This is a genomic window from Mycoplasmopsis felis ATCC 23391 (assembly GCF_000701865.1).
Lineage (GTDB): Bacteria > Bacillota_I > Bacilli_A > Mycoplasmatales > Metamycoplasmataceae > Mycoplasmopsis > Mycoplasmopsis felis.
In genome coordinates this window covers 1-22,751 of record NZ_JNKA01000017.1, presented here as the reverse complement: position 1 = coordinate 22,751, position 22,751 = coordinate 1, and the positions used below count along the sequence as shown (strand labels likewise).

Genomic DNA, 22,751 nt, shown 5'->3' with positions numbered 1-22,751 from the left:
TTCATTAGCAATTTTTGTAAAAACATTAGCAGCATCAGCATTAATTATTATGTTATTCCTCTTAATTTTTTCATCTAAAAACGATTTAATTATTAAAGAAATTTCATTAGTTTTATATTTAGAAACATCAAATAAAAGCATTGTTTTATGATTATTTTTACTTTCTAAAATCACCAACCTTAGACATATTTTCTTTTTGATTTTTCCAAAATTAACCTTAAAGTAAGTATCATCTATTCCGATATTTACTAAATTTTTATGCTTGTTTTTTTCATTATTTTCATTATTTTTGACACCGAAGAAAAGAAGGGAGTAATTAATGGATAATAGTAAAATGTCAAAACAAAAACTAGCTTCAATGATTTGGGAATCAGCAAACAAATTAAGAGGAAATCTAGAAGCAAATGAATATAAGAATTATATTTTAGGTTTAATTTTATATAAATTCTTGTCTCAAAAACAAATAGATTATATGATTAAAAGAGAAATAGATATTGAAGATTTTAAATATTTCGATTCTACCATTAATCTCAATGAGATTGATTTTGATAAAACAGTAAGTCTTAGAGGTAAAGATGATGTTTACAATCATATAGAAAATATTAAAGAAGATTGTGGGTACTTTATTCCGTATAATTTCTTATATCAAACTTGAAAAAATAAAGATTGAAAGAAAGAAAATAATTTTAGTTCAAAACTATTAAATGATGCTATTACAGAATTTAATAGAAATATTGCAGAAAAAACAAGAGACTTATTTGAAGGAATTTTCCAAATATTTGAATCTGGCTTATCAAGTTTAGGTAGTTCAATTACAGAACAAACTAAATTATTAAGTGAATTAATGGATACAATAGATGACATTCCTACAAACAAGCAAAATTATGATGTTTTAGGTTTTATTTATGAATATTTAATAAGTAAATTCGCTTCTTCAGCCGGAAAAAAAGGAGGAGAATTTTACACACCTCATGAGGTTTCTGTTTTAATGTCTCAAGTTGTTGCTCATTACCTAAAAGATAGAGAAACCATTAGTGTTTATGACCCAACATCAGGTTCTGGTTCGCTTTTATTAACTATGGGTGAATCTTTTAAGAAATATAATAAAAGAGAAAATTCAATTACTTATTATGCTCAAGAGAAAATTCAATCTACATATAACCTAACTCGTATGAATTTAGTTATGAATAACATTAATCCGGTTGATATAAATGTTAGGTGTGGAGACACATTAGAAAAAGATTGACCTTTCTTTAAAAATAATGATGATAACCAGTATATTTTCCGATCTGTAGATGCTGTTGTATCTAATCCTCCATATTCATTAATTTGAGATCCTACTAACAAAGAACATGATGCTAGATTTACAGAATATGGTATAGCACCTAAATCAAAAGCAGATTTAGCTTTTCTTTTACATGATTTATATCACTTAAAACCTGATGGAATAATGACAATAGTTTTACCTCATGGAGTATTATTTAGAGGTGGTTCTGAAAAAGACATTCGTCAAAAATTAATCGAAAAAGGACAAATAGATACAATTATAGGACTTCCTTCTAACATTTTTTATGGAACCGGTATAGCTACAATTATTATGGTTCTAAAAAAACAAAAAGAAGGTAGAGATATTCAATTTGTAGATGCTTCTAAGTTATTTGTTAAAGAAGACAAAAATAATAAATTACTTCCTTCACATATTAAGAAAATTGTGGATGTTGTTAACAATAAAAAGGAAGTTGAAAATTTCTCAAAAGTTATAAGTTTTGAAGAAATCCAGAAAAATGATTATAACCTTAATATTTCAAGATATATAGATAATTTTAATAAGTCAGAAGAATTTGATTTATATTCATTAATGTTTGGTGGAGTTTCACAAAATGAATTAAAAAAACTTAAGGAATTTTGAGAACAATTTCCAGGACTTAAAAGCAAACTTTTTAATAGTGGTTTGAACGACTATAATAAGATGATAAAAAACGATGATAATCAAATTAGAAACACCGTTTTAGAGAATCAAGAAATTAACTTATTTTTAGATAAGTTTAGAAGTATTGGACGATCACTAGAAGAACTTTTCAAAACAAAGTTTAAAAATCTTTCTGATGTTCAAAATATTTCAGAACATGATTTTGAAGATGAAATTACAGAATTTATCTTTAACTTAGTTAAAGGTCTTAAACTAGTTGATTCATATGATATTTATCAATTATGAATGAATCATATTAACGAATTTAATGAAGAAGTTAAATTAATCCAGAAGTATCCAGATATTTCAAAACCTGAAACATTAAAAGAATTACTATTAGAACAATCAAATGTACAGTTTGACAAAAAAACTAAGCAAGTCATTACATGAAACTCGTCAATTTTTTCATATGAATTATTAGCAAATAAATTCTTAAGTGATTCATTTGATGAAATTTCTTCAATTAAAGAACAAATCGAATCAACACAAAATGAAATAAAAGAAATATTTGAATCAATCGAAGACGAAGATAAATCAAATGAATTATTGTTTAAAGAAAATGAATTTGATAAAAAAGAATTAGAAAAACAAGTTAAAAATATATTAAAACAAAATAATACATATTCAATCGATTCATTAGAGAGCAAATTAATTCAAGCATTTGATTTATACAAAAAAATATCAGAATACAACAAATCAGTTAAAAATAAAGAAAAAGAATTGAATCAAAATTCTTATGAAAAATATTTATCTTTAAACGAATTAGAATTTATTGATTTATTAATCAATAAATGAACTTCTGGTTTTAAAAATCAAGCAAATGAGTTAGGAATAAATATCATTGAAGATTACATTTCTAAACTAGAACATTTACAAGAAAAATATAATGAAACATTATTTGATATTAATCAAAATATTTCTAATAGTCAAAATGAATTATCTAATATGTTTTCAGAATTGACAGGTGATGAAACAGATGTATTAGCAATAAACGAATTAATTAATATCTTTAAAGCAAATAAATAAATTTGTTTCTTTTAAATAAAACAAAAATTTAAAAGGGGTTATATGTCGGAATTTAAAAAAGAATCTCAATTTGAAAAAGAATTAGTTAATTCATTGATAAAAAATGGATGAACAGGATTTTCTCAAAAGAGTTTTTCAAATAAAGAAAATATTGAAGACTTTAATAAACAAAACAAAGTTGTATTGTATAATGTATCAGAAAAAGAACTTAATGAAAACCTAAAAAATATAATTTTTATAAATAATAAAGAGAAGTTAAATAATATTGAATTAACAGATACTGAAATGGAACAAATAATTCAGAAATTCAATCAATTAGGTTCTTTTGTTCAAGCAAATAAATGCTTAAACGGTGAATATATAACTATTAAAAGAGATAATCCAAAACATATTGAAAAGTATGGCAAAGAAGTTTTCTTGTATATTTTCGGAAGGAAAGATATAAGTGCTGGAAAGAGTGTTTATCAAGTTGCTAGACAAGTTCAATTACCAGGAAAGAGACATTCAAAAAGAGCGGACTTAATGTTATTAATTAATGGAATACCGGTTATTCACATTGAGTTAAAAAAAGATAATGAAAGCATAGGTGCAGCAACAACACAAATAAAAAATTATGCTTCAGATAAAAGTTATACTGGTATTTTTTCATTAGTACAAATTTTAGTTGCTATGCAACCTAATAAAATGGTGTATACTCCAAATATAACCAATATTAAAAACTTAAATCATAATTCATTTTATAGTTGAACAAATTTTGATAATATAGAAATTACTCATTGACAAAAAGTTGTAGAGAATTTTTTATGTATTCCTATGGCTCATAGATTAATTTCTGATTTTAGCATACCAGATTCACAAGATAATGAATTAAAAATTCTTAGAGGGTATCAATTTCATGCTATTAATAGCATCGAAAAAAAGTTTAAGAACTTAGGTTCTAAGATTTGAGAACAAGAAATTGAAGGTAAAAATATTAAAGGTATTAAGGGTGGACACGTTTGACATACAACAGGCTCTGGTAAAACATTAACTAGTTTCAAATTAGGGCATTTGTTATTAGATTATAAATACGCAGATTTAGTTATTTTTGTTGTTGATCGAACAGAGTTAGGTACACAAACATTTAGAGAATTTGGATGATTTGGAGATCAAAATTCTTTAAATGTACTAAAGGTTAAAAGTACAAAAGAATTAGTTAAAACTATATTAAAAAATAGTAATAGAAATGCTTTAATTATTAGTTCAATTCAAAAACAGAATAATATAAATCCAGAGAATTTTGATCAAAAAACTCTTGAAAAACTAAAAGATAAAAGAGTTGTTTTTATCTTTGATGAATGTCATCGAAGTACTTTTGGTTCGATGTATGATAATATTATTAATTCTTTTCCAAAGTCTATTCTATTTGGTTTTACAGGAACACCTATAAAAGTAGAAAATAACAAAAATGGTTTAAGTACTATTGATAACTTTGGACCCGAACTACATAAATACACAATTAAAAATGGTATATATGATAAAAAAGTTCTTCCATTTAATGTTAATACAATATATTTTCCTGTTTTGATTGAATTATTTTTAAATTTGGGTGTTGGAAGCCAATTAAAGAATAAAGAATGAACTACTAAAGAACTAGAAAAAGAGGTTGAAAAAACTTCTTCAAATAAAAGTGAAGAATCTCAATTGGATATCTATAAAAAATTAAATAATTTAACTAATTCTAATCAAGATAACATCAACAAAAATATTGAAATAGAAGATACAGAACTAATTAATTTTTGAGAACAGCGTATGCTTAAAGCGGCAATAACAGATGAAATAGTTAAACATTGAAAATATCGTAGTCATGGTAATTTCTTTAGTGGGATATTAGCCGTTAACTCAATAAAAGATGCAATTAAATATTTTAATTATTTTAAACAAGTAATAGAGAAAAACAGAAGTAACATAAAACACACTGTTCTTTTTGATCCATCGATTGATATGACAAAAGAATATGTCGACTATAAAAAAGATGCATTAGTAGATATTCTTCAAAAATATAATGCAGATTTTGGAACAAATTATAATTTTGAATCTTATAAAGAGTTTAAAACAGATGTTGCCAACAGATTAGCTCATAAAGGAAGATTTATAAATATAGAACCAACACGAAGACTTGATTTATTGATAGTTGTAGATCAAATGTTGACAGGTTTTGACTCCAAATACATAAATACAATATACTTTGATAAAATAATGGAATATGAACATTTAATTCAAGCTATCTCAAGAACTAATAGAGTTTTAGATAATAACAAACCTTTTGGTTCGGTTTATTTTTATAGAAAACCTAACACAATGAAAAAAAACTTAGATGAAGCACTTAAAATTTATGCTTATGCTTCATTTGAAGAAGTTCGTTCAAAAGACATAAATGAGTATATCAACAAGATAAATAAAAACTTTGAAAAAATAAAAGAAATATTTAAAGCTTGGGGTTTTGAAAAATTTGAAAGTATTCCAATTATAAATGAAAATGACGTCGAGGAAAAAGAACGTGACAAATTTAAAAAATTAGTCTATGCATTTTTAGAGATGCATAATGATATTAACTCAGCAAAAATTCTTGGATTTACTTGAGAAAATTCAAAAGAATTAGAATTAAATGAAGACGATTTTTTAAAAATAAAAGCAAGAGTTAAAGATATACCTAGATGAATAATAAAAAAACCAGGAACTAAAGGTACTGATTCTATAGATGAAATCAAAATTGCATTTGATTATGCTGAAGTATTTTCAGAATATAATAATTTTAATGTGGATAATTCATATATTAATGACTTATTACAAAAAATAATTGATAAAAGAAAAAATAGTATAAATATTAAAGAAGAACTTGAAAAATTAGATGACAAATTAAGTGAACTTCCTTCAGATTTGAAAAAATATGGTGAAGAGTGTATTAAACCATTTAAAGAAGGAAACTATAAAAATTTAAAAGATTTTAAATTAATGGATTGTATTTATATCAAAAAAGAACAAACAGAAGAAAAAGAAATAGAAGATTTCTGTCAAATATTCAATATAAATAAAGATGATTTAAAAAATATTATTAATTCATATGAGGATATAAATGCAAATGGTAGATTTGAACACTTAACAAAATTCTCTTTCAATGATTCATCTAAGGAATATGTTACTGAAGTAAGGGATTATCCAAAAACAAAACCAGCAAGACATTCAGATGTAAATGATTTTATTAAAGAATGAATAGAAAAGAAAAGAAACAACAGAAATTAATATGTTGTTTCTTTTATTACATTATTTTAATTTTGTCACTATTTTCTATTACGTCCAAAAAATAATAATAAGATGTGGTAAAACAACGCTATAGAACTACTAAACAATCTAACACCTAAATATAAACCAAATAAATTAATTTCTTTGTTATCTAAAGAATTCATTGATTCTATCTCTTTTTTTGCTGTATAAATTTCTATTGCTACAAAGATTGATATCAAGAGAATTGAGATAATTGAATATAATGGTTGAATATTTAAAACAAAAAACGAAATTATAAACATTATTAGCAATCCAAAAGATAATAAGGAACCTAAAATAACTAATACTTTTTGTTTGATTAAATCAAAATAGCCGATTAGACCACTAACAAATAAGATTCCTATTGGTATTAATGAAACTAATAAGATATTTTCTACATTAATGTTTTCATTACTAAATCTTAAATAAGATAGCAAACCAGTTAATATACTGATTCAAAAAATAAATTCAAAAGGAGCAGAAAATAAAACTTTTTTTTGAATATTTCTTGTAAAAAATACTGAGATTCAATTTACTAATAATAAACCTATTACCCCAACAATTAATAATATAAATGAAGTATATATTTTATGTTGTAATGAAATATCTGCTGTATATAACAGTCATGAACATAGGGTGCTTAACAAAATGACACCTATAAAAATAATACTCATAACACTAAAAGAAATACCTCAAACTTTTCTTTTTACACTGGAATTTGTGTGAAATTTAAAATCTAAATTGTATTGTTCATTCATTATAAATCCTCCTTATTAATAATTTGACTACTTAATTTTAAATCATATGGACAAGTTAATAAATTGTTTTGAACATCATATTCAACAAACTTTATATCATAATCATATTGTCTTTGATAAAATTCACTATTTAAAAATTTAAATTGTATTGTAGGAACTACAAAAACCTCTCTATAATCTGCTATATCATTTAATTTAAATACTGATGTATATTCTATTTTATAATCAATTAATATTTTGTTTTTTAATAATTCTTTTTCTTGTTGAGTAAAAAACTCCATAATACTCATATAATTTAAATTAAGAATTTCTTCCTTATTTTCTTGATTTATTTTATCTTTATAAAATTCATCGAATTCATTTTTATCTAATAAATTTTTTTGAAACTTTTTAAAATCTTCTAAAAATAAACTATAAAATTCTAAAGATTTATCAAAACCAAACATATACATCCAATTTCTTGAACATATATTGCATTTACTATATATTTTAATACACATATTTTCCTTTTAAAAATTATAACAAAGTAATTTATAAGAAAACTTTAATCAATGTAAAATTATGTTATGTTAGATTATGAATTAAAATTTTTAAAAAATTATCAAAATATAGCAGGTACAGATGAAGTAGGTAGAGGTTGTTTAGCTGGCCCTTTAGTAGTTGCTTGTGTTATATTACAACCAAATTATATAAATCCAGAAATTAAAGACTCTAAAAAGCTATCAAAAACTAAAAGAGAAAAACTATATGATGAAATAATTAAAAATTGCTTAGAATACAAAATAATAACAAAAGACGTAAAAGAAATTAATAATTATAATCCAAAAGAAATGTCTATTCAAGGAATGGAACAATGTATCATAAGTTTAAATAATAAACCAGACATTGTATTAACTGATTATGAAAAAATTAATATACCATATAAACAAATTAACTTAACTAAAGGAGATAGTGTTTCACAAAGTATTGCTGCTGCATCTATCTTAGCAAAAGTATATAGAGATAAACTAATGGATGATTATCATAAATTATATCCAGAGTATGACTTTAAAAATAATAAAGGTTATGGAACAAATAAACACCTAGAAGCTATTGAAAAATATGGAGTTTTAAAGGATTTTCATAGATTAAAATATAAACCTATAAAAGATAAATTAAATAACTAAAAATAAAATAAAAATATAAAATTATGTTGGAAGGTGGTTTTAATGAATAAAAACGAAACAGTATTATTTGGAATGAAAAATTCTGAAAAAATAGCAGAAAAGGTATCAAAATTAATAAATGTTCCTCTATCAAAAATTAATAGAACAGTTTATGCAGATGGCGAAGTAATGTTAGTATCAGAACCAACAGTTAGAGACAGAGATGTTTTCATAATTGCAAGTACTAGCAAACCAGTTAATGATAATATAATGGAACTATTATTATTTATTGATTCTTTAAAGAGAGCAAGCGCAAGAACAATTAATGTATGCTTAACATATTATGGTTATGCTAGACAAGACAGGAAAGCAAGTGGTAGGCAACCCATAGGAGCAAAGTTAGTAGCAGACTTATTACAAACAGCCGGTATTACAAAAATTACTTGTGTTGACTTACACAATCCATCTATTCAAGGTTTTTTTAATATACCTGTAGATGATTTAAAAGGTCAATATCCTATTGCGATTGCTTTAAAAGAAACAGGAGAAAAATTCACAGTTGTATCTCCAGATCATGGAGGAACAGTAAGAGCACGTAAATTAGCAGAACTAATTGCTGATACTGTGCAAATTTGTATTATTGATAAAAGAAGAACAGGTGTTAATCAAACAGAGGTTATGGGTATTTTAGGTAATATAGAAGGCCAAAATGCAGTTATTATTGATGATATTATTGACACAGGTGGAACTATATTAAAAGCAGTTGAAACACTTAAAAAACATGGTGCTAAAAAAGTTATAGTAGCTGCAACACACGGAATTTTTACAAAAGGATTTGATATATTTGAAAATCATCCTGATGTTTCAAAAGTAATAATAACTGATAGTATTGATAATTATGAATTATTGAATAAGTTTAAAAAATTACAAATCGTTTCTCTTGGTGATTTCTTAGGTAGAGTAATAAATGCTTCTTTAGGTGGTGATAGTATCTCACAAATTTATATCGACTATAAAAAAGAAATTTCAAGGATGTAAAAAATAATCCATTAGGATTATTTTTTTTCATTAATTAATTCACTAAGTCTCTTGAACTCAGGAATAGGGAAGAAGTCATTAGTTGTAAGATTTCATTTATATATTCGGTATAAATTTTCTTTATTAATTTGATAATAATCTTTGATTATTGTATTTTCTCTATTAATAATATTAATATAATCATTTATAGGTATTATACTTGGGTCCACTACTTCTTTTTTTTAAGTAAAGTATCATATCCTTCTATATTATGCTCTAGAAAATCTAAAGTTGTAAATAAAACAGTAGTGGTACCTTGTAATGAAAACAATTTAAAATCAGGAATAATTTTATTATTCTCTTTTTTAAAGAAAACAGATTCATTTTGATTATTTAATAAGTTGTAATAATCAATTGACATCATATTTTCTCAAGAAATAGAAGGATTTAGAACGATATAGTCAGATATATCTTCTTTTCCTAATAGTGTTTTTATATAATCTATTGAGTTTTCAGGTTTGTAATGTGGGTGAAGTTTAAAGAGATAGTTATATTCACTTTTTGGATATAATTCTTCTATTTTTTTAAAATATTTTATTCCAGTTTCTCTTATGTTAGAATTATTTTATATGCACCATTTCTAAAAAGTGAACTACCAATAAAAATCATATTCTTTTTATTTTTATCATATTTATCAGAGTTAGATATCATAAAATCTTTTGATGATTTAGTTGAATTTTGTGATTTGAAATTATTAGAATAAAATATATCATTTAAGTAATCTGTGTTTTTTAAAAAACTTTCAGAACTTAATTTTAATAGTGAAGTTGGATATGAATGAACATCAATTTTTGCTCATGATTTATTTAATTTATCAAGAATTTTATTAAAACTTATACTATAACTACCTTGAAAATTAAATATTTTTACTTTGTCTTTTAATTTTAAATATTTTCTTGTGTTGTATTTTTTAATATTTTCCTTGGTATTAAATGAACTCTTTATATCTTCAATTTCTAACGGTTGTTCTTTTTTTATATATTCAAAATATTCTTGAATAAATTTATTTAATTGAGCATTACCATCAGAAATAATCGTTAGTTTCCTAGTGTGTTTAAATAAATATTCTTTTGCATCTGCTTTTAAACCAGTTAAAGATATATCAAGGATAACTATATTAAAAAGAGCATTAGGATTATCAATTAAAAAAGGTTTAAAAATATACTCTAAGAAATTTTTACTAGGAATAACTTTATATTCTTCTTCTGTTGAGTTAAATAAATAAGAAAACTTCCCAGTGTCTTTTACTAAATGAAATTTGTTATCTATTAAACTTTCACCATATTTTTCTTCTAAATAATTTAAATTAAATCTATTTCCAACCTTTAAAACATCGCTATCACCAACATAAATTAATTTAGTATTATTATTTTTAATTTTGTGTGAATAATTTAAAACACTTATGGCATGTTGCATACTAGTATTTCAAACTTGTCTAGCATTTCTATTAAAGTAAAAAGTAGGAGAGTTATCAATAGCAGTTTCTTTAATATCATCAAAAAATACATTATATTGGTTTTTCTTTGTATTTTTGGATTTCTTGGTTTAGAGTAAATTCTCTTTGCTCAATGTCTTTAATACCATTAAAATCTAAATCCCCATAAACATTTAAATCGCTTTTTACTTCTTCATTTATTTTTATTTCTTATCAATACATGAAGTAATATATAAAGGGGAAGAAATTAAAGATAAAAACATTAAAATTTTTTTAAATTTACAGTATTTGCTCATAGCAAAACTATATATATATATCAAAAGAAATTTATAATCTTTTTTTGATTTGTTATTAACAAATATATTTTTATAATATTGTAAAATTCTTTTATGAATAAAAATCAAAAAGTAGTATATGAACTATGTCTTAAAAATAATTGAAATTACGAAAAACTAGAAAAATATGTAGAACTCATTGAAGAAAAAAATAAAGTGATGAATTTAACTGGTTTTTCTGGAGACAAACTATGAGGAGACGGAATTTTAGAATCATTGAATTTTATGAAAACTATAATGAATGACCAGAATCATATTAAATTCTTAGATATAGGTTCAGGTGTCGGTTTCCCCTCTTTGCCTTATTTTATAGCCAACCCTAATTTCGAATTAGACATTTTTGAACCCTTACAAAAAAGAGTTAATTTTTTAAACTTAGTTAAAGAAGTTCTGAATTTAAAAAATATTAATATCTATAAAAAAAGAATGGAAGAAGAAAAAAACAAAAATATTTATGATATAGTTTCTGCTCGTGCAGTTGCAGATGTTCAAACAATGTTACTTGCAGGTTTTCATTTAGTTAAATTAAATGGGACAATGATTTTGTTAAAAAGCAAGAATATCAAAAAAGAAATTCGAGAAGCATCTTTTCCTTTAAATAAACTAAAAGCCGAAATATGAATAAAAGAATTATTTTCACCAAATATTGATAGAGACAATAAAATCCTTTTTATAAAGAAATTAAGGAGTACTCCAGCAAATTTCCCTTATCCATGAAAAGAAATAATAAAAATAAAAAAGCACCAGAAGTTACATTAGATGCTTTTTCGATAATGTATTACACAAGAAACAACATTATTTTAAATTAAAAAACATATAAATATTATGAAGTATAAATATTTACTTAAGACAGATGCTTAATAAATATTGAATAAAATTAAAAAATATATTTATTTATTAAAATAAATGTATTTTTTAATAATTATTTTATTTTTTTGAAATGAAGTTTATTTATAAATCTCAATATTTTTTAATTTTATAACTCATTTTATTATTAAAAGTGTCAAAAAAACACCGAATTAACGATGCTTATTGATTAGTATAAATAATTTATGAAAAATAAAAACATTATAACAATAAAAAGGAGAAAATACTCAAAATAACACTAAAAAACAAGAGAGAGAATGGAGTGATGGTATTTATGTCCGAATTCTAAAGAATAAAGATAAAACAGTTTAACACATTAAAAAAATAAAATTTGGTGACTAAGTATTGAATTAAACAAAAAAAGGAGGAGTATCTGACTGACGCTCATTATCAGATATTAAAAATATAATTAGAAAAGTTTTGTTTGTGCTTCTTTTCAATCTTTCAAAAAAACTAACATATAATTATAATAAAGTCAAAAAAAGTTTAGGAATAAAAATATATAGAAAGGAGACATATGCCTAAATATATTTATACTAAATAGAAAATTATTATTTTCTGTTCTTGTTAGACATAAACAAGAACATATAATTATACATAAAGTAATTGAAAGACGTGAAAAATCATTCAGTTAATTATAAATTCTTGTTTGTTTTAACTATTTGTTCCATATATGAAACATCTTCTATACTAAAATCAATATGGTTGTCAATTCATTCTTTCCTTTTTGATGAATCTTCTCCCATAAGAACAGAAACTCTTCTCTCAGATAATATTGCATCTTGTAAATTAATTTGAATAAGAGTTCTAGTTTCTGGATTCATAGTTGTTTCTCAAAGTTGTTCAGCATTCATTTCTCCAAGTCCTTTATATCTTTGTAATTCATAAGAACCTTTTTCTTTGCTTAATTTTTCTTTTAATTGTTCTTCATCTCAAGCATAGGAAATTGTTTTTCTTGTCTTGTTTGTGATTTTATAAAGAGGAGGAATAGCTATATAAACTTTTTTAGCTTCAACAAGAGGTTTCATAAATCTATAAAAGAATGTTAAGAGTAAAATTTGAATATGAGCACCGTCAGTATCAGCATCTGTCATTATAATTATTTTTCCATAGTTTGATTTACTTAAATCAAAGTTGTTTCCGTATCCTGCACCAATTGCATTAATGATTGTGACTATTTCATTGTTTTTTAACAGATCGGTTATACTTTTCTTTTCTGAATTAATAACTTTTCCTCTAAGCGGTAAAATAGCCTGATAGTTTCTGTTTCTACCACTTTTTGCAGAACCACCAGCAGAATCTCCTTCAACAATAAATAATTCCCTTTCAAATGGTTTTTTAGATATGGCAGGGGTTAATTTATCACTGATTATACTTTTTTCTTTTAATGATTTATTTGTTTGCCTTCTTTCGTCTTTACGTTTTTTTTCTTCTATTTTAAGTTCATATGCTCTTTTTATTTTTTCTAATAATTTTTTGAATGTTGTTTTGTTTTCGCTTATTCATTTTTCTAGATATTTATAAACTATTTCTTCGGTAACTAGTTTTGCCTCAGGAGTACCCAATTTGTCTTTTGTTTGACTAACAAATTCTAATAAATTCTCAGGAACTTTAAGAGAAATAACACAGGTCAAACCTTCTTTTATTTCATCGAAATCAAAGTTATTTTTTCCTTTTAAAACACCTTCTTTAAGAGCATATTCATTAATGATTTTAACAATAGCATTTCTTAGTCCAATTTCATGAGTTCCACCATCTCTAGTTTTTACATTGTTAACAAAACTTAAAGTTAAGTGTGAATATGAATCTGTTCATTGAAAACCGAATTCCACTTCTATTTCTTTCTTTTTATCTTTGAATGAAATGGATTTAGTTATTGGAGATTTAGTTTCATTTAAAAAATCTATAAAAGCAGTAATTCCATTGCTATATTTGTATGTTTCTTTAAATTCTTTTATTTCATCAACAACAGTTATTTCTAAATTAGAGATTAAAAAAGCGCTTTCTTTTAATCTTTCTGCTATTGTGTCAATATTTAATTTAACTTTCTTAAAGAAATCATAATCAGGTCAAAATTCAACTACTGTTCCTCTTAGTTTAGTTTTACCTATTTCATGAGTTTTTTGTACTATTTTTTCACCATTAAATTCAGTTAAATAAGTTTTACCATCTCTATGCACAGTTGCAATAAGTTTTTTAGAAAGTGCATTAGTTACACTGGAACCAACCCCATGCAAACCACCTGATGTTTTATAAGCAGAAGAATCAAATTTTCCTCCTGCATGTAATTCTGTAAAAACAAGTTCAACGGCTGTTCTATTATCGCCTTTAACTTTATCTACTGGTATTCCTCTTCCATTATCTGAAATAAGAACAGAACCATCTTTTCTTAAATTTACAAGGATTTTATCAGCATATCCAGCTAATGCTTCATCAATTGCATTATCAACTATTTCTCAGACTAAGTGATGCAATCCTTTTTCATCGGTTCCACCTATGTACATTCCAGGTCTTTTTCTAACTGCTTGTAACCCTTTTAGTTGTTGAATACTATCTGCATTATATTGTTTAGTCATATTTTTAATTATATAATACATAATATAGATTTATTAAATATGAAAATATTTTTTATTTTATTTTTTAATGGTATAATAATTTAGCAATATGGGGGGATAGCAAAGCGGCCAAATGCGGGTGGCTGTAACCCACTTTCTTAGGATTCGGGGGTTCGAATCCCTCTCCCCCCACCATTTTGCCCCATAGCCAAGCGGTAAGGCATCGGGTTTTGGTTCCGACACGCGTTAGTTCGAATCTAACTGGGGCAGCCATATCATCTCTGCAAAGAGGTGTTTTTTTATATCCTTTTACCCCTTTTTTATATATAAAAAAGTGTATAATATGCAAACTATGAATAAAGAGATAGATAAAATTACTCCACTTGAACAAGATTTTGCAAAATGATACACTGACGTAGTTAAAAATGGTAATTTAATTGCTTATGGACAATCAAAAGGGTCTATTATTTTTAAACCAAATTCTTATGGAATTTGAGAGTTAATTCAAAAAGAATTGAATTCCGTTTTTGCTAAAAAAGGAATTAAAAATGTTTATTTACCTCTTTTAATCCCTGAAAGTTTATTTAAATTGGAAACAGAACATGTTGAAGGATTTAATCCAGAACTAGCAACTGTAACACACGTGGGTGAAAAAGAATTAGCAGAAAAATTCTATATACGGCCTACATCAGAAGTTCTTTTTGCTGATTTATTTAAAAAATCTATCAATTCTTATAATGATTTACCACTTGTTTACAATCAATGAGCAAATGTTGTGCGTTGAGAAAAAACTACTAATCCTTTTTTAAGATCTAGAGAATTTTTATGACAAGAAGGCCACACTTGTCATTCTGAACCATTAGAAGCTAGAAGATTTACTCGTGAAATGATTAAAACATATGCTAAATTCTTAAAAGAATATTTAGCTATACCAACAATAATTGGTAAAAAAACTCCAAAAGAAAAATTTGCTGGTGCTTGTTCTACATACACAATTGAAGCAATGATGAAAGACGGAAAAGCGCTTCAATCAGGAACAAGTCATTACCTAGCACAAAATTTTTCTAAAGCATTTGGTATTACTTTTAAAAATAATCAAAACACAGAAGAATATGTTTATCAAACATCGTGGGGTGTATCGACAAGATTATTGGGTGCTATTATTATGACTCATGGAGATAATAGAGGAATAATTATTCCACCAAGGATTGCACCTACTCAAATTGATATTTTAGAATTCTTTTCAAAAAAATCTGAAAAAGTACAAAAAATTGCTAAACAACTATATGTTGATTTAAGTAGAAAATACAGAGTTAACTTAGACTCATCAGATAAAAATCCTGGTTTTAAAGCTTCTAATAGTGAAATCCAAGGTGTTCCAGTTAGAATAGAAATAGGGCCAAGAGATGTTGAAAATGATATTGTTACAATAGTAAGAAGAGATACATTAGAAAAAATTCAAACAAATATAAATGATGTTAAAAAAACTATTGATTTCTTAATGGATGATATACACGAGAATCTTTATAATTCAGCAAAACAAAGATTAGATAATAATACAGTGTTTGTTACTGATTATGAAGAATTTAAAAAAGAAATAAACAATGGTAAATTTGTTTATTCTCCTTTTTGTTGTTTAGATTATGCAGAAGAAAGAATCAAAGAAGAAACAGGGGCATCATCTAGATGTATTCCAATAAGAGAATTTGAAAAACCAGATGAAAAGCATAAATGTATTTTTGAAAATTGTGACAACAAAACAAATAGATATGTAATTTTTGCAAAAGCATACTAAAAAATAGGAAATTGAATTCCTATTTTTATTTACCTAATGTTAATAATTGAACAAAACTATTTGCATCCAGTGAAGCTCCACCAACTAAGAATCCATCAATATCTTTTTGTGAAGATAATTCAGATATATTTTTAGGCGAAACACTTCCACCATATTGAACTATTAAATTTTTAGAAGTAATTGAATGTATATATTCACAAACATCTTGAGCAATTTCTGGTGTTGCAACTTTCCCAGTTCCTATTGCTCAAATAGGTTCATAAGCAACGATGATTTTTGAATAGTCTAAACTTTTTAAAGATTCTTTAATTTGCTTTTTAACAATTTCTTTTGTTTTTCCGTTTTCGTATTCTTCTAAAGTTTCTCCAACACAAATTACAGGAATTAACCCATTGCTTAATACAGTTTGTGCTTTAGTATTTATAATTTCATTGGTTTCACCATAATAACTTCTTCTTTCAGAATGACCCAAAATAACATATTTAGTGTTTAAATCTTTTAACATATTAATTGAAACTTCACCAGTATAAGCACCAGATAAATGTTGAGAAACATTTTGTGCTGCTAATTTTAATTCAGATATTTTATTTTCTTTAAATGCAAATAAATTTGTAAATGGACTAGCAACAGCAAAATCTAGTTTATTATAAATTAAACTCTCTTTCTCTTTATAAATTTTTGCAAATTCTTTTAAGAATTCTTGTGTTTCTGAAAATGTTTTGTTCATTTTTCAGTTTCCAATAATAACTAATTTTTTCATATAAATTCCTTATGTATTTTATTTATTTAAATTCTATTATTTTTATTTTAAACTAATAGAAAAAAAATAATTATATATGGAAATATTATGCAAAAAGGCTTTAAAAAATTGTACTTTTTATTGAATATTATTTATATGAGGTTCATAAAACTAAATGTCTATTATAATTATGGCAGGAGAGAGAAGTGAATTTTAAAAAATACAAAAATAATTTTTTGGATTATGTTTTAAATCAAAGATATGGAATATTAACAGAATTATATTCAGAAATTTATTATTTAACTTATAAATGAATGAAGAAAAATAACATAAAATGTGTAAACTTACCAATTACAACTCAAAGTGTTTCAAGTCCTATGGGTTTAGGAAGTGATTCATTACCTTATAAAGTTATTTCTAAGAAAAACAAATATGAATTTTATCTTGCAGATAGTATGCAATTTTATTTAGAATTATTATTAAGAGTTAGAAATGTTGAATCTGTTGGTTATATTTCTTCTTCTTTTAGAGGTGAAGAAGTTGATAAAAGACATTTACATCAATTTAATCATTTTGAAGTTGAGTTTAAATATGACTTAAAAAAGACTAAAAAACTTATTATTAAATATCTAAAGTATGTAGTTAAAAATTTATTAAAAACTCATAAGAAAGAACTTGATTTTTTTGATAAAGATAATTCATGAAGATTAAATAAATGATTAACTAACAAAGTTATCAATCTTTCTTTTAATGACGGAATAAAAATTTTAGACAGAGAATGCAAACAAGGGATTTTTCAACAAAATAATTTTATTTCAATCAATTCTATTGGTGAAAAATATTTAATTGAAAAATTTAAGGAAAAAATTATTTGATTAAATAACTTCCCTGAAATACTAGTACCTTTTTATCAACAATCAATAAATGGTTATGCAATCAATTCTGATTTGTTAATTGGAATAGGAGAAACTATAGGTGCTGGCCAAAAGATCTTTTGATTACAACGAAACAATAAATTCAATTAAAAAACATAAAAATAATCCAGAAGAGTATGAATGATACTTAAAAATGAAATCAGAAAAACCATTATTAACTTCAGGTTTTGGAATGGGAATAGAAAGATTTATTTATTTTTGATAGGTGAAGATGATATTAGAGAAGTACAATTAATTCCAAGAGAAACAGATTTGGAGGTATTACCATAATGAAAACTATACTTAACTTAATTTCAGAAAATCTTAAGAAATTCAATGAAGCAAATAATAGTGATTTACATTTAATATTAAAAGGAAGTTATTTGTTTTATGAAAAACAAATGACAAAAAGAATTCCTAATGATTTAGATTTTTCTTTTTATGGTGAACACTCTTTTAATTTAAGAAATAAGTTTATCAATTCCTTGAAGGAAAATAATGAACTTGAAATTATCAAAGAAGATGAAAACCTAAAGATATATAAACTCAACGGAATTAGCATTGAATTTATATTACTTGAATCATTAGATTCTAGTACAACAGTAAAGAGAGAACAAAAATATATAGATGAAATAAATTTAAGTCTTGCTTTTAATCAAAAAATAATGATGATTTCTTATGTTTTAGATGATGTATATCCACATGATGCTAATGTGAAAATGACAAATATAATTAATGATTTAAATGAAATATGACCTAGTTTAATCAAAAATAATCAATATGAAATTATTTCTGACAAAGTTTTGTATAACTTATTTTGAAATGGTTTTTATATTTATTGATATTATGACTATGATAGGATGTTGAACCTTAATTTTGATTTAAACAAAATTAAAAAGTTTGCAAATTTAATTAAATACCCAGAAATTTATAAGTCAATCTATAAATTATTTGATTATATTAATAATCACCCAAAAATACAAAAATTGATGAAGTTTATGGATGGATTGTTAAAAAATAAAGAAAAAATTCTCTCGGATTTTAAAAATTATTTAAATTTTCCAACTCTTCCTGGTTTTGAAAAAAACTTCATAAACAGATATTTTAAAAATAAAATAACTTATGAAAATAATGCTGCTTCTTTTGTTTTAAAAAATTCCCAAAACAATATTGTGTTTGTTAGTCATTGTGATGAAGTCGGTGGTTTAGTAATAAATAAAAATGTTTATAATCAAGGTACAATGTATTGAGAAGATGGAGATTACATTTTGTATGATGAAAATTCATCAGAAATTAAATCAGTTCGTTGTTTTAAAATCGATAATTATATTTATTCAGAGGAAAAGGATAGAAAGATTAATAGACCACACTTAATTTGCAATAACCTAGATAATAATATTTATCAAATATTATCTAAACAAGAAGTATCTGTTAGTGGTTTTAAAATAAAATCGAGAAATCAAGATAATAAGATATCAAATATCTTATTAAATAATTTATTAGATTACGGAGATATAAATGTAATTTTAACAACAAAAGAAGAATTATTATTACAAGGTTCTAAAGATACTTCTCTATTAAATGAATTAAATAAATATAAATACATAATTAATTTAGATGTAAATCAATCTGATCAATGAGATATAGAAGGTATACAAATTAGAGTAGCAGATAACTTTACTGCTCCTAATGTCAAACTTATTAATGAAATATCTCAAATTTGTCTAAATAATAATATTCCTTATTCTTTATACTTTGGATCAGGTTCAACAGATTTAACGAATTTTCAAAATTTAAATGCTATTACTTTATCAATATCTGCATCGCTGATTCATTGTATAAAATCAGAAACATTATTAAAGAATTTCTTTTATTTATTATGGATTTGCCTGGAGTTAAATGATGAACTTTCTTAAAAATTCCATTAAATATACTTCCTCTCTTTCTATTTCTTTAGTAGGTTCTGAAACATTTAAATTCGCTTCTTCATTATATATTTATAAAATAACAGGAGATTTTTGACTTGTTACTATATTGTATTTATTAATACAAATACCATCTTTGATTATCTATTTATTGAGTTCAAAAATAACATCATTAAAATTTAATAATAAATATGTTTTATTCTTCTGTGATGTTTTAAGTTTTTTAACATTAGGTATTTTATTAACATTGTTTTTTGTATTACCAAAATCTGAAAGTAAAGCATTTTCAATTATTTTAATTACTTTTAGTACTATATTAGGTTTTATACATTCATTAAGATTTATTTATTTAAAAAATATTGTTTATTATATAACTTATAATAATAAACAATTACACAATATTAATATTTTATCTACATTTGGTACTTCTTTTGGTTTCTTAATATCAGCTATATTAACTATCTTGCTATATAATAAATTGGATTTCTTTATTTTAATAATAGCTAATATGATTACTTATATAATATCAGGTTTATTATATTTATGATTAAGTTTAAGTTCAACAAAAACAAAGTTTGATTCAGAAAATAAAGAAACTCAGAAGAATAAAACAACAACTTATAAATGAATATTTATTTTATCAAGCAGTTTTATTATAGGTATTTTCTTGATGCCTAGAAATGCAAATTTAACTCCATTCTTTAAATATATAAACTCTAATGAGTTTAAAATAGATGAGTGAGGTCCATACTTAAATTTAATATTTTCTGCTTTTTCATTAATTGGTACTTTATTGAATTATTGAATATTTAATTCAATAAAGAAAAAGATTAATATTAATTACATTTTGTTTCCACTTTTAATAACTAATATTTTATGATTAATTTTCGGATATATAAATAATACACAAGTACAATTTTATAGTTATTTATCAATTGTTGCAATTCAACAAATATTATTTAGTATATTCTTATCTACTTTTTATAGTATGTCTTATATTTTATTTGACAAAAGTAAGTTTCATACCCAAAATGGTATTTCTCTTGCATTAAGAATTATCTTTTATAGTGTGATTTCTATTACAAGTACATTTATCACAATTTATTCTTCATATTACTTTTCATTCTTATTCTTTACAATTGTCATTGGTATACTTTGTTTTATTTCTATTTTCGGAAATTATAAAATTAAAAGAAATGAATTAAAAACAAAACAAGAACAAAATTAGTTCTTGTTTTGTTTTTAATTCTCTTTTTGATTATTTACAATATATGAAAAATAAAGGAATGTTTTTAGAAACAGTTATAAATAAAACAATTAATTATTTTTGACAAAATAATATTGCTTTTATTCAAAAGAAAGGTTTAGATTTAAAGATTAATAAAATTCAAAAAATTAATAATAAATTAGTTGTTAATGATTCAAATATTTATAAGAAAAGTACTGTTGATTATATAGGTTGTTATAATGGTTCATTTATTTGTTTTGAAGCAAAGAGTTGTAATGAAGATAGATTTGATTTATCAAACCTTAAAGAACATCAGTTAGAGTATTTGAATTTAATTCATAACAACAAAGGGATTTCTTTTGTTATTTTATTCTTTTCCCATATTAACAGATTTTTTAAAGTAAATATTAATTATCTTAATACATTATTTAAAAATAAAATTAAATCATTGCATATAAATGATTTAATAAAAAATTCTAAGGAATTATTCTTAGAATTTCCATGTATATTAAATTTTTTGGATTAAGCACCAAAATCAACTAATTCTTTTAAGTATTTAGAAGGTTTATATCTAACAGTTCTTTTTTGTGGAACAACTTGTTCTTTTCCTGTGAATTTATTAACAATTGTACGTTGTTTTTTAACAACAGTAGAGAAAATTCCAAAATCAGATAATCTAACTGTATCTTCAGCAATTAATTGTTCTTTTAAAACAAATAACATAGCATCAAGAACTTGTTCAACTTCTTTTGGTTTAACTTCTAATCTATCAGCAACTTCTGCTAAGAATTCTTTTTTAGTCATTTTAAAAAATCTCCTTGTAAATTTATATCTATATTATAATATTTTTTACTAAAAACACTATAATTTAGGGAAAAAGAAAAAAACTTTTATTTAAATAAAAAAACACAATCTGCAACATTGTGTTTTTTACCCTCCTATTAATTTTTGAATAATATATCCCTTATTTATATCCTTCATTCTATTATTCAAAAATCTTCCTTCAATTAAGTTATATAAAATAACCTTTTAACTAGTATTTATTGAATTAATAATATTATACCACTTTGTCTGATTAAATTATTTTAAATTACTATTATTTCTTTTTATATGTAATGATATTTGAGCTTAAGAGTTGTTGATTAAAAAAATACTTAAGCATATAGAACTTATGTTTAAGTATTTTTTTACGGATATCTAAAATTTAATAAGGTATATAAATTATACAAACATTTTTTGTAATAATGCTTCTTTTATTTGTTTGAGTTTGTTGAGTTTGGAATTGTAAAGATTGATTAGGGTATCAATATTACTAAAAAAATCTCCGATTTTTTGTTGTTCAGAAATGTTTTTAGTTAATTTAATTAATGTTTTTGAAACTGTTCAATTTGAAAGATTTGGTTGAGTGCCTGTTTCTACTTGTTTATATCAATATTGATTAATATCCATCAGAAATAACAAGTAGTATAAAAATTCTACTGATATATTATTATTTAAGATTATTCCTAAAATTGCTTGACTGGTAGTAATTTCTTTTTTATTAATTGCAGTTTTACCAAATGAAGCATACATAGATAAAAGCAATGAATTTTTAGGTACTAATCAAGTGCTAGAGTTTTCTATTGCTTCTGGTGTTATATTTTTTTCTGTATTATTAATATATTTACCTACTTTTGTCAT

The 22,751-nt window shown here is 23.8% G+C and carries 20 protein-coding genes and 2 tRNA genes; 13 read left to right on the top strand and 9 right to left on the bottom strand.

Annotation, left to right across the window (positions count from 1 at the left end; genetic code table 4):
• Positions 1–319: 319 nt before the first annotated feature.
• Together T405_RS02340 and T405_RS02335 are read left to right on the top strand one after the other, a co-directional pair.
• Entirely contained in the window at positions 320–2,995 is a 2,676-nt protein-coding gene (locus T405_RS02340) for a type I restriction-modification system subunit M (protein ID WP_036430700.1), read from the top strand.
• Positions 2,996–3,037: 42 nt separating this feature from the next.
• Positions 3,038–6,277 carry a type I restriction endonuclease subunit R gene (locus T405_RS02335; protein ID WP_036430698.1) on the top strand — a complete coding sequence of 1,080 codons (3,240 nt, stop codon included), beginning with the start codon at positions 3,038–3,040 and terminating at the stop codon, positions 6,275–6,277.
• Between the two features lie 38 nt (positions 6,278–6,315).
• On the opposite strand, the gene T405_RS02330 is transcribed toward T405_RS02335, so the two are convergent.
• Together T405_RS02330 and T405_RS02325 are read right to left on the bottom strand one after the other, a co-directional pair.
• Complete coding sequence (locus T405_RS02330) at positions 6,316–7,056, bottom strand: MAG0110 family membrane protein (RefSeq protein ID WP_036430696.1); 741 nt, start codon at positions 7,054–7,056, stop codon at positions 6,316–6,318.
• Positions 7,056–7,502 (bottom strand): hypothetical protein, encoded by a 447-nt coding sequence (locus tag T405_RS02325; RefSeq protein ID WP_036430694.1) that lies wholly within the window; start codon positions 7,500–7,502, stop codon positions 7,056–7,058. Before T405_RS02325 ends, T405_RS02330 begins: the two co-directional genes overlap by 1 nt.
• Before the next feature lie 120 nt (positions 7,503–7,622).
• Here T405_RS02325 and T405_RS02320 point away from each other — a divergent pair, with 120 nt between their 5' ends.
• A complete protein-coding gene (locus T405_RS02320) occupies positions 7,623–8,222 on the top strand; it encodes a ribonuclease HII (protein ID WP_036430691.1) in 600 nt (199 codons plus the stop codon).
• A 42-nt stretch (positions 8,223–8,264) separates the two neighbouring features.
• A complete protein-coding gene (locus T405_RS02315; protein WP_036430689.1) occupies positions 8,265–9,239 on the top strand; it encodes a ribose-phosphate pyrophosphokinase in 975 nt (324 codons plus the stop codon).
• A gap of 17 nt (positions 9,240–9,256) precedes the next feature.
• Here the strand turns inward: T405_RS02315 and T405_RS02310 are convergent, their stop codons facing one another.
• The 3 genes from T405_RS02310 to T405_RS02300 form a co-directional block, all read right to left on the bottom strand.
• Positions 9,257–9,448, bottom strand: a complete 192-nt coding sequence (locus tag T405_RS02310) for a hypothetical protein (protein ID WP_036430687.1) — start codon at positions 9,446–9,448, stop codon at positions 9,257–9,259.
• Positions 9,448–9,642, bottom strand: coding sequence for a hypothetical protein (locus T405_RS02305; protein WP_169734324.1), 195 nt, complete (start codon positions 9,640–9,642; stop codon positions 9,448–9,450). The genes T405_RS02310 and T405_RS02305 overlap by 1 nt, the downstream gene beginning before the upstream one ends.
• Positions 9,643–9,827: 185 nt before the next feature.
• Entirely contained in the window at positions 9,828–10,694 is an 867-nt protein-coding gene (locus T405_RS02300; RefSeq protein ID WP_036430683.1) for a hypothetical protein, read from the bottom strand.
• 408 nt (positions 10,695–11,102) lie between these two features.
• On the opposite strand from T405_RS02300, the gene rsmG reads away from it, so the two are divergent.
• The gene (gene rsmG / locus T405_RS02295; protein WP_036430680.1) at positions 11,103–11,807 is read left to right on the top strand and encodes a 16S rRNA (guanine(527)-N(7))-methyltransferase RsmG; all 705 of its coding nucleotides are present in this window, start codon (positions 11,103–11,105) and stop codon (positions 11,805–11,807) included.
• Positions 11,808–12,550: 743 nt separating this feature from the next.
• Here rsmG and T405_RS02290 read toward each other — a convergent pair.
• Positions 12,551–14,491, bottom strand: a complete 1,941-nt coding sequence (locus T405_RS02290; RefSeq protein ID WP_036430703.1) for a DNA gyrase/topoisomerase IV subunit B — start codon at positions 14,489–14,491, stop codon at positions 12,551–12,553.
• Between the two features lie 90 nt (positions 14,492–14,581).
• Here T405_RS02290 and T405_RS02285 point away from each other — a divergent pair.
• The 3 genes from T405_RS02285 to proS all read left to right on the top strand — a co-directional run bounded on the left by T405_RS02285 (position 14,582) and on the right by proS (position 16,265).
• A tRNA-Tyr gene (locus T405_RS02285) sits at positions 14,582–14,665 on the top strand.
• Positions 14,666–14,668: 3 nt separating this feature from the next.
• Positions 14,669–14,743: transfer RNA gene (locus T405_RS02280), tRNA-Gln, on the top strand.
• Between the two features lie 79 nt (positions 14,744–14,822).
• Positions 14,823–16,265, top strand: coding sequence for a proline--tRNA ligase (gene proS / locus T405_RS02275; protein ID WP_036430702.1), 1,443 nt, complete (start codon positions 14,823–14,825; stop codon positions 16,263–16,265).
• Between the two features lie 25 nt (positions 16,266–16,290).
• Here the strand turns inward: proS and tpiA are convergent, their stop codons facing one another.
• Positions 16,291–17,025 (bottom strand): triose-phosphate isomerase, encoded by a 735-nt coding sequence (tpiA, locus tag T405_RS02270; RefSeq protein ID WP_036430678.1) that lies wholly within the window; start codon positions 17,023–17,025, stop codon positions 16,291–16,293.
• 185 nt (positions 17,026–17,210) lie between these two features.
• On the opposite strand from tpiA, the gene T405_RS02265 reads away from it, so the two are divergent.
• The 5 genes from T405_RS02265 (at position 17,211) to recU (ending at position 21,597) form a co-directional block, all read left to right on the top strand.
• Positions 17,211–18,029 carry an amino acid--tRNA ligase-related protein gene (locus T405_RS02265; protein WP_309299784.1) on the top strand — a complete coding sequence of 273 codons (819 nt, stop codon included), beginning with the start codon at positions 17,211–17,213 and terminating at the stop codon, positions 18,027–18,029.
• Positions 17,980–18,144, top strand: a complete 165-nt coding sequence (locus T405_RS04115; RefSeq protein ID WP_309299783.1) for an amino acid--tRNA ligase-related protein — start codon at positions 17,980–17,982, stop codon at positions 18,142–18,144. The genes T405_RS02265 and T405_RS04115 overlap by 50 nt, the downstream gene beginning before the upstream one ends.
• A gap of 64 nt (positions 18,145–18,208) precedes the next feature.
• Positions 18,209–19,834 carry a zinc-binding metallopeptidase family protein gene (locus tag T405_RS02260; protein ID WP_036430676.1) on the top strand — a complete coding sequence of 542 codons (1,626 nt, stop codon included), beginning with the start codon at positions 18,209–18,211 and terminating at the stop codon, positions 19,832–19,834.
• Positions 19,821–21,071, top strand: coding sequence for an MFS transporter (locus T405_RS02255; RefSeq protein ID WP_258408959.1), 1,251 nt, complete (start codon positions 19,821–19,823; stop codon positions 21,069–21,071). Before T405_RS02260 ends, T405_RS02255 begins: the two co-directional genes overlap by 14 nt.
• A gap of 43 nt (positions 21,072–21,114) precedes the next feature.
• On the top strand, positions 21,115–21,597 hold the full coding sequence (gene recU, locus T405_RS02250; RefSeq protein ID WP_036430672.1) for a Holliday junction resolvase RecU: 483 nt from the start codon (positions 21,115–21,117) through the stop codon (positions 21,595–21,597).
• Here the strand turns inward: recU and T405_RS02245 are convergent.
• Together T405_RS02245 and T405_RS02240 are read right to left on the bottom strand one after the other, a co-directional pair.
• A complete protein-coding gene (locus T405_RS02245) occupies positions 21,594–21,875 on the bottom strand; it encodes an HU family DNA-binding protein (protein ID WP_036430670.1) in 282 nt (93 codons plus the stop codon). The genes recU and T405_RS02245 overlap by 4 nt on opposite strands.
• A 417-nt stretch (positions 21,876–22,292) precedes the next feature.
• The coding region (locus T405_RS02240) for a restriction endonuclease subunit S (RefSeq protein ID WP_036430668.1) at positions 22,293–22,751 on the bottom strand (459 nt) is incomplete at its 5' end.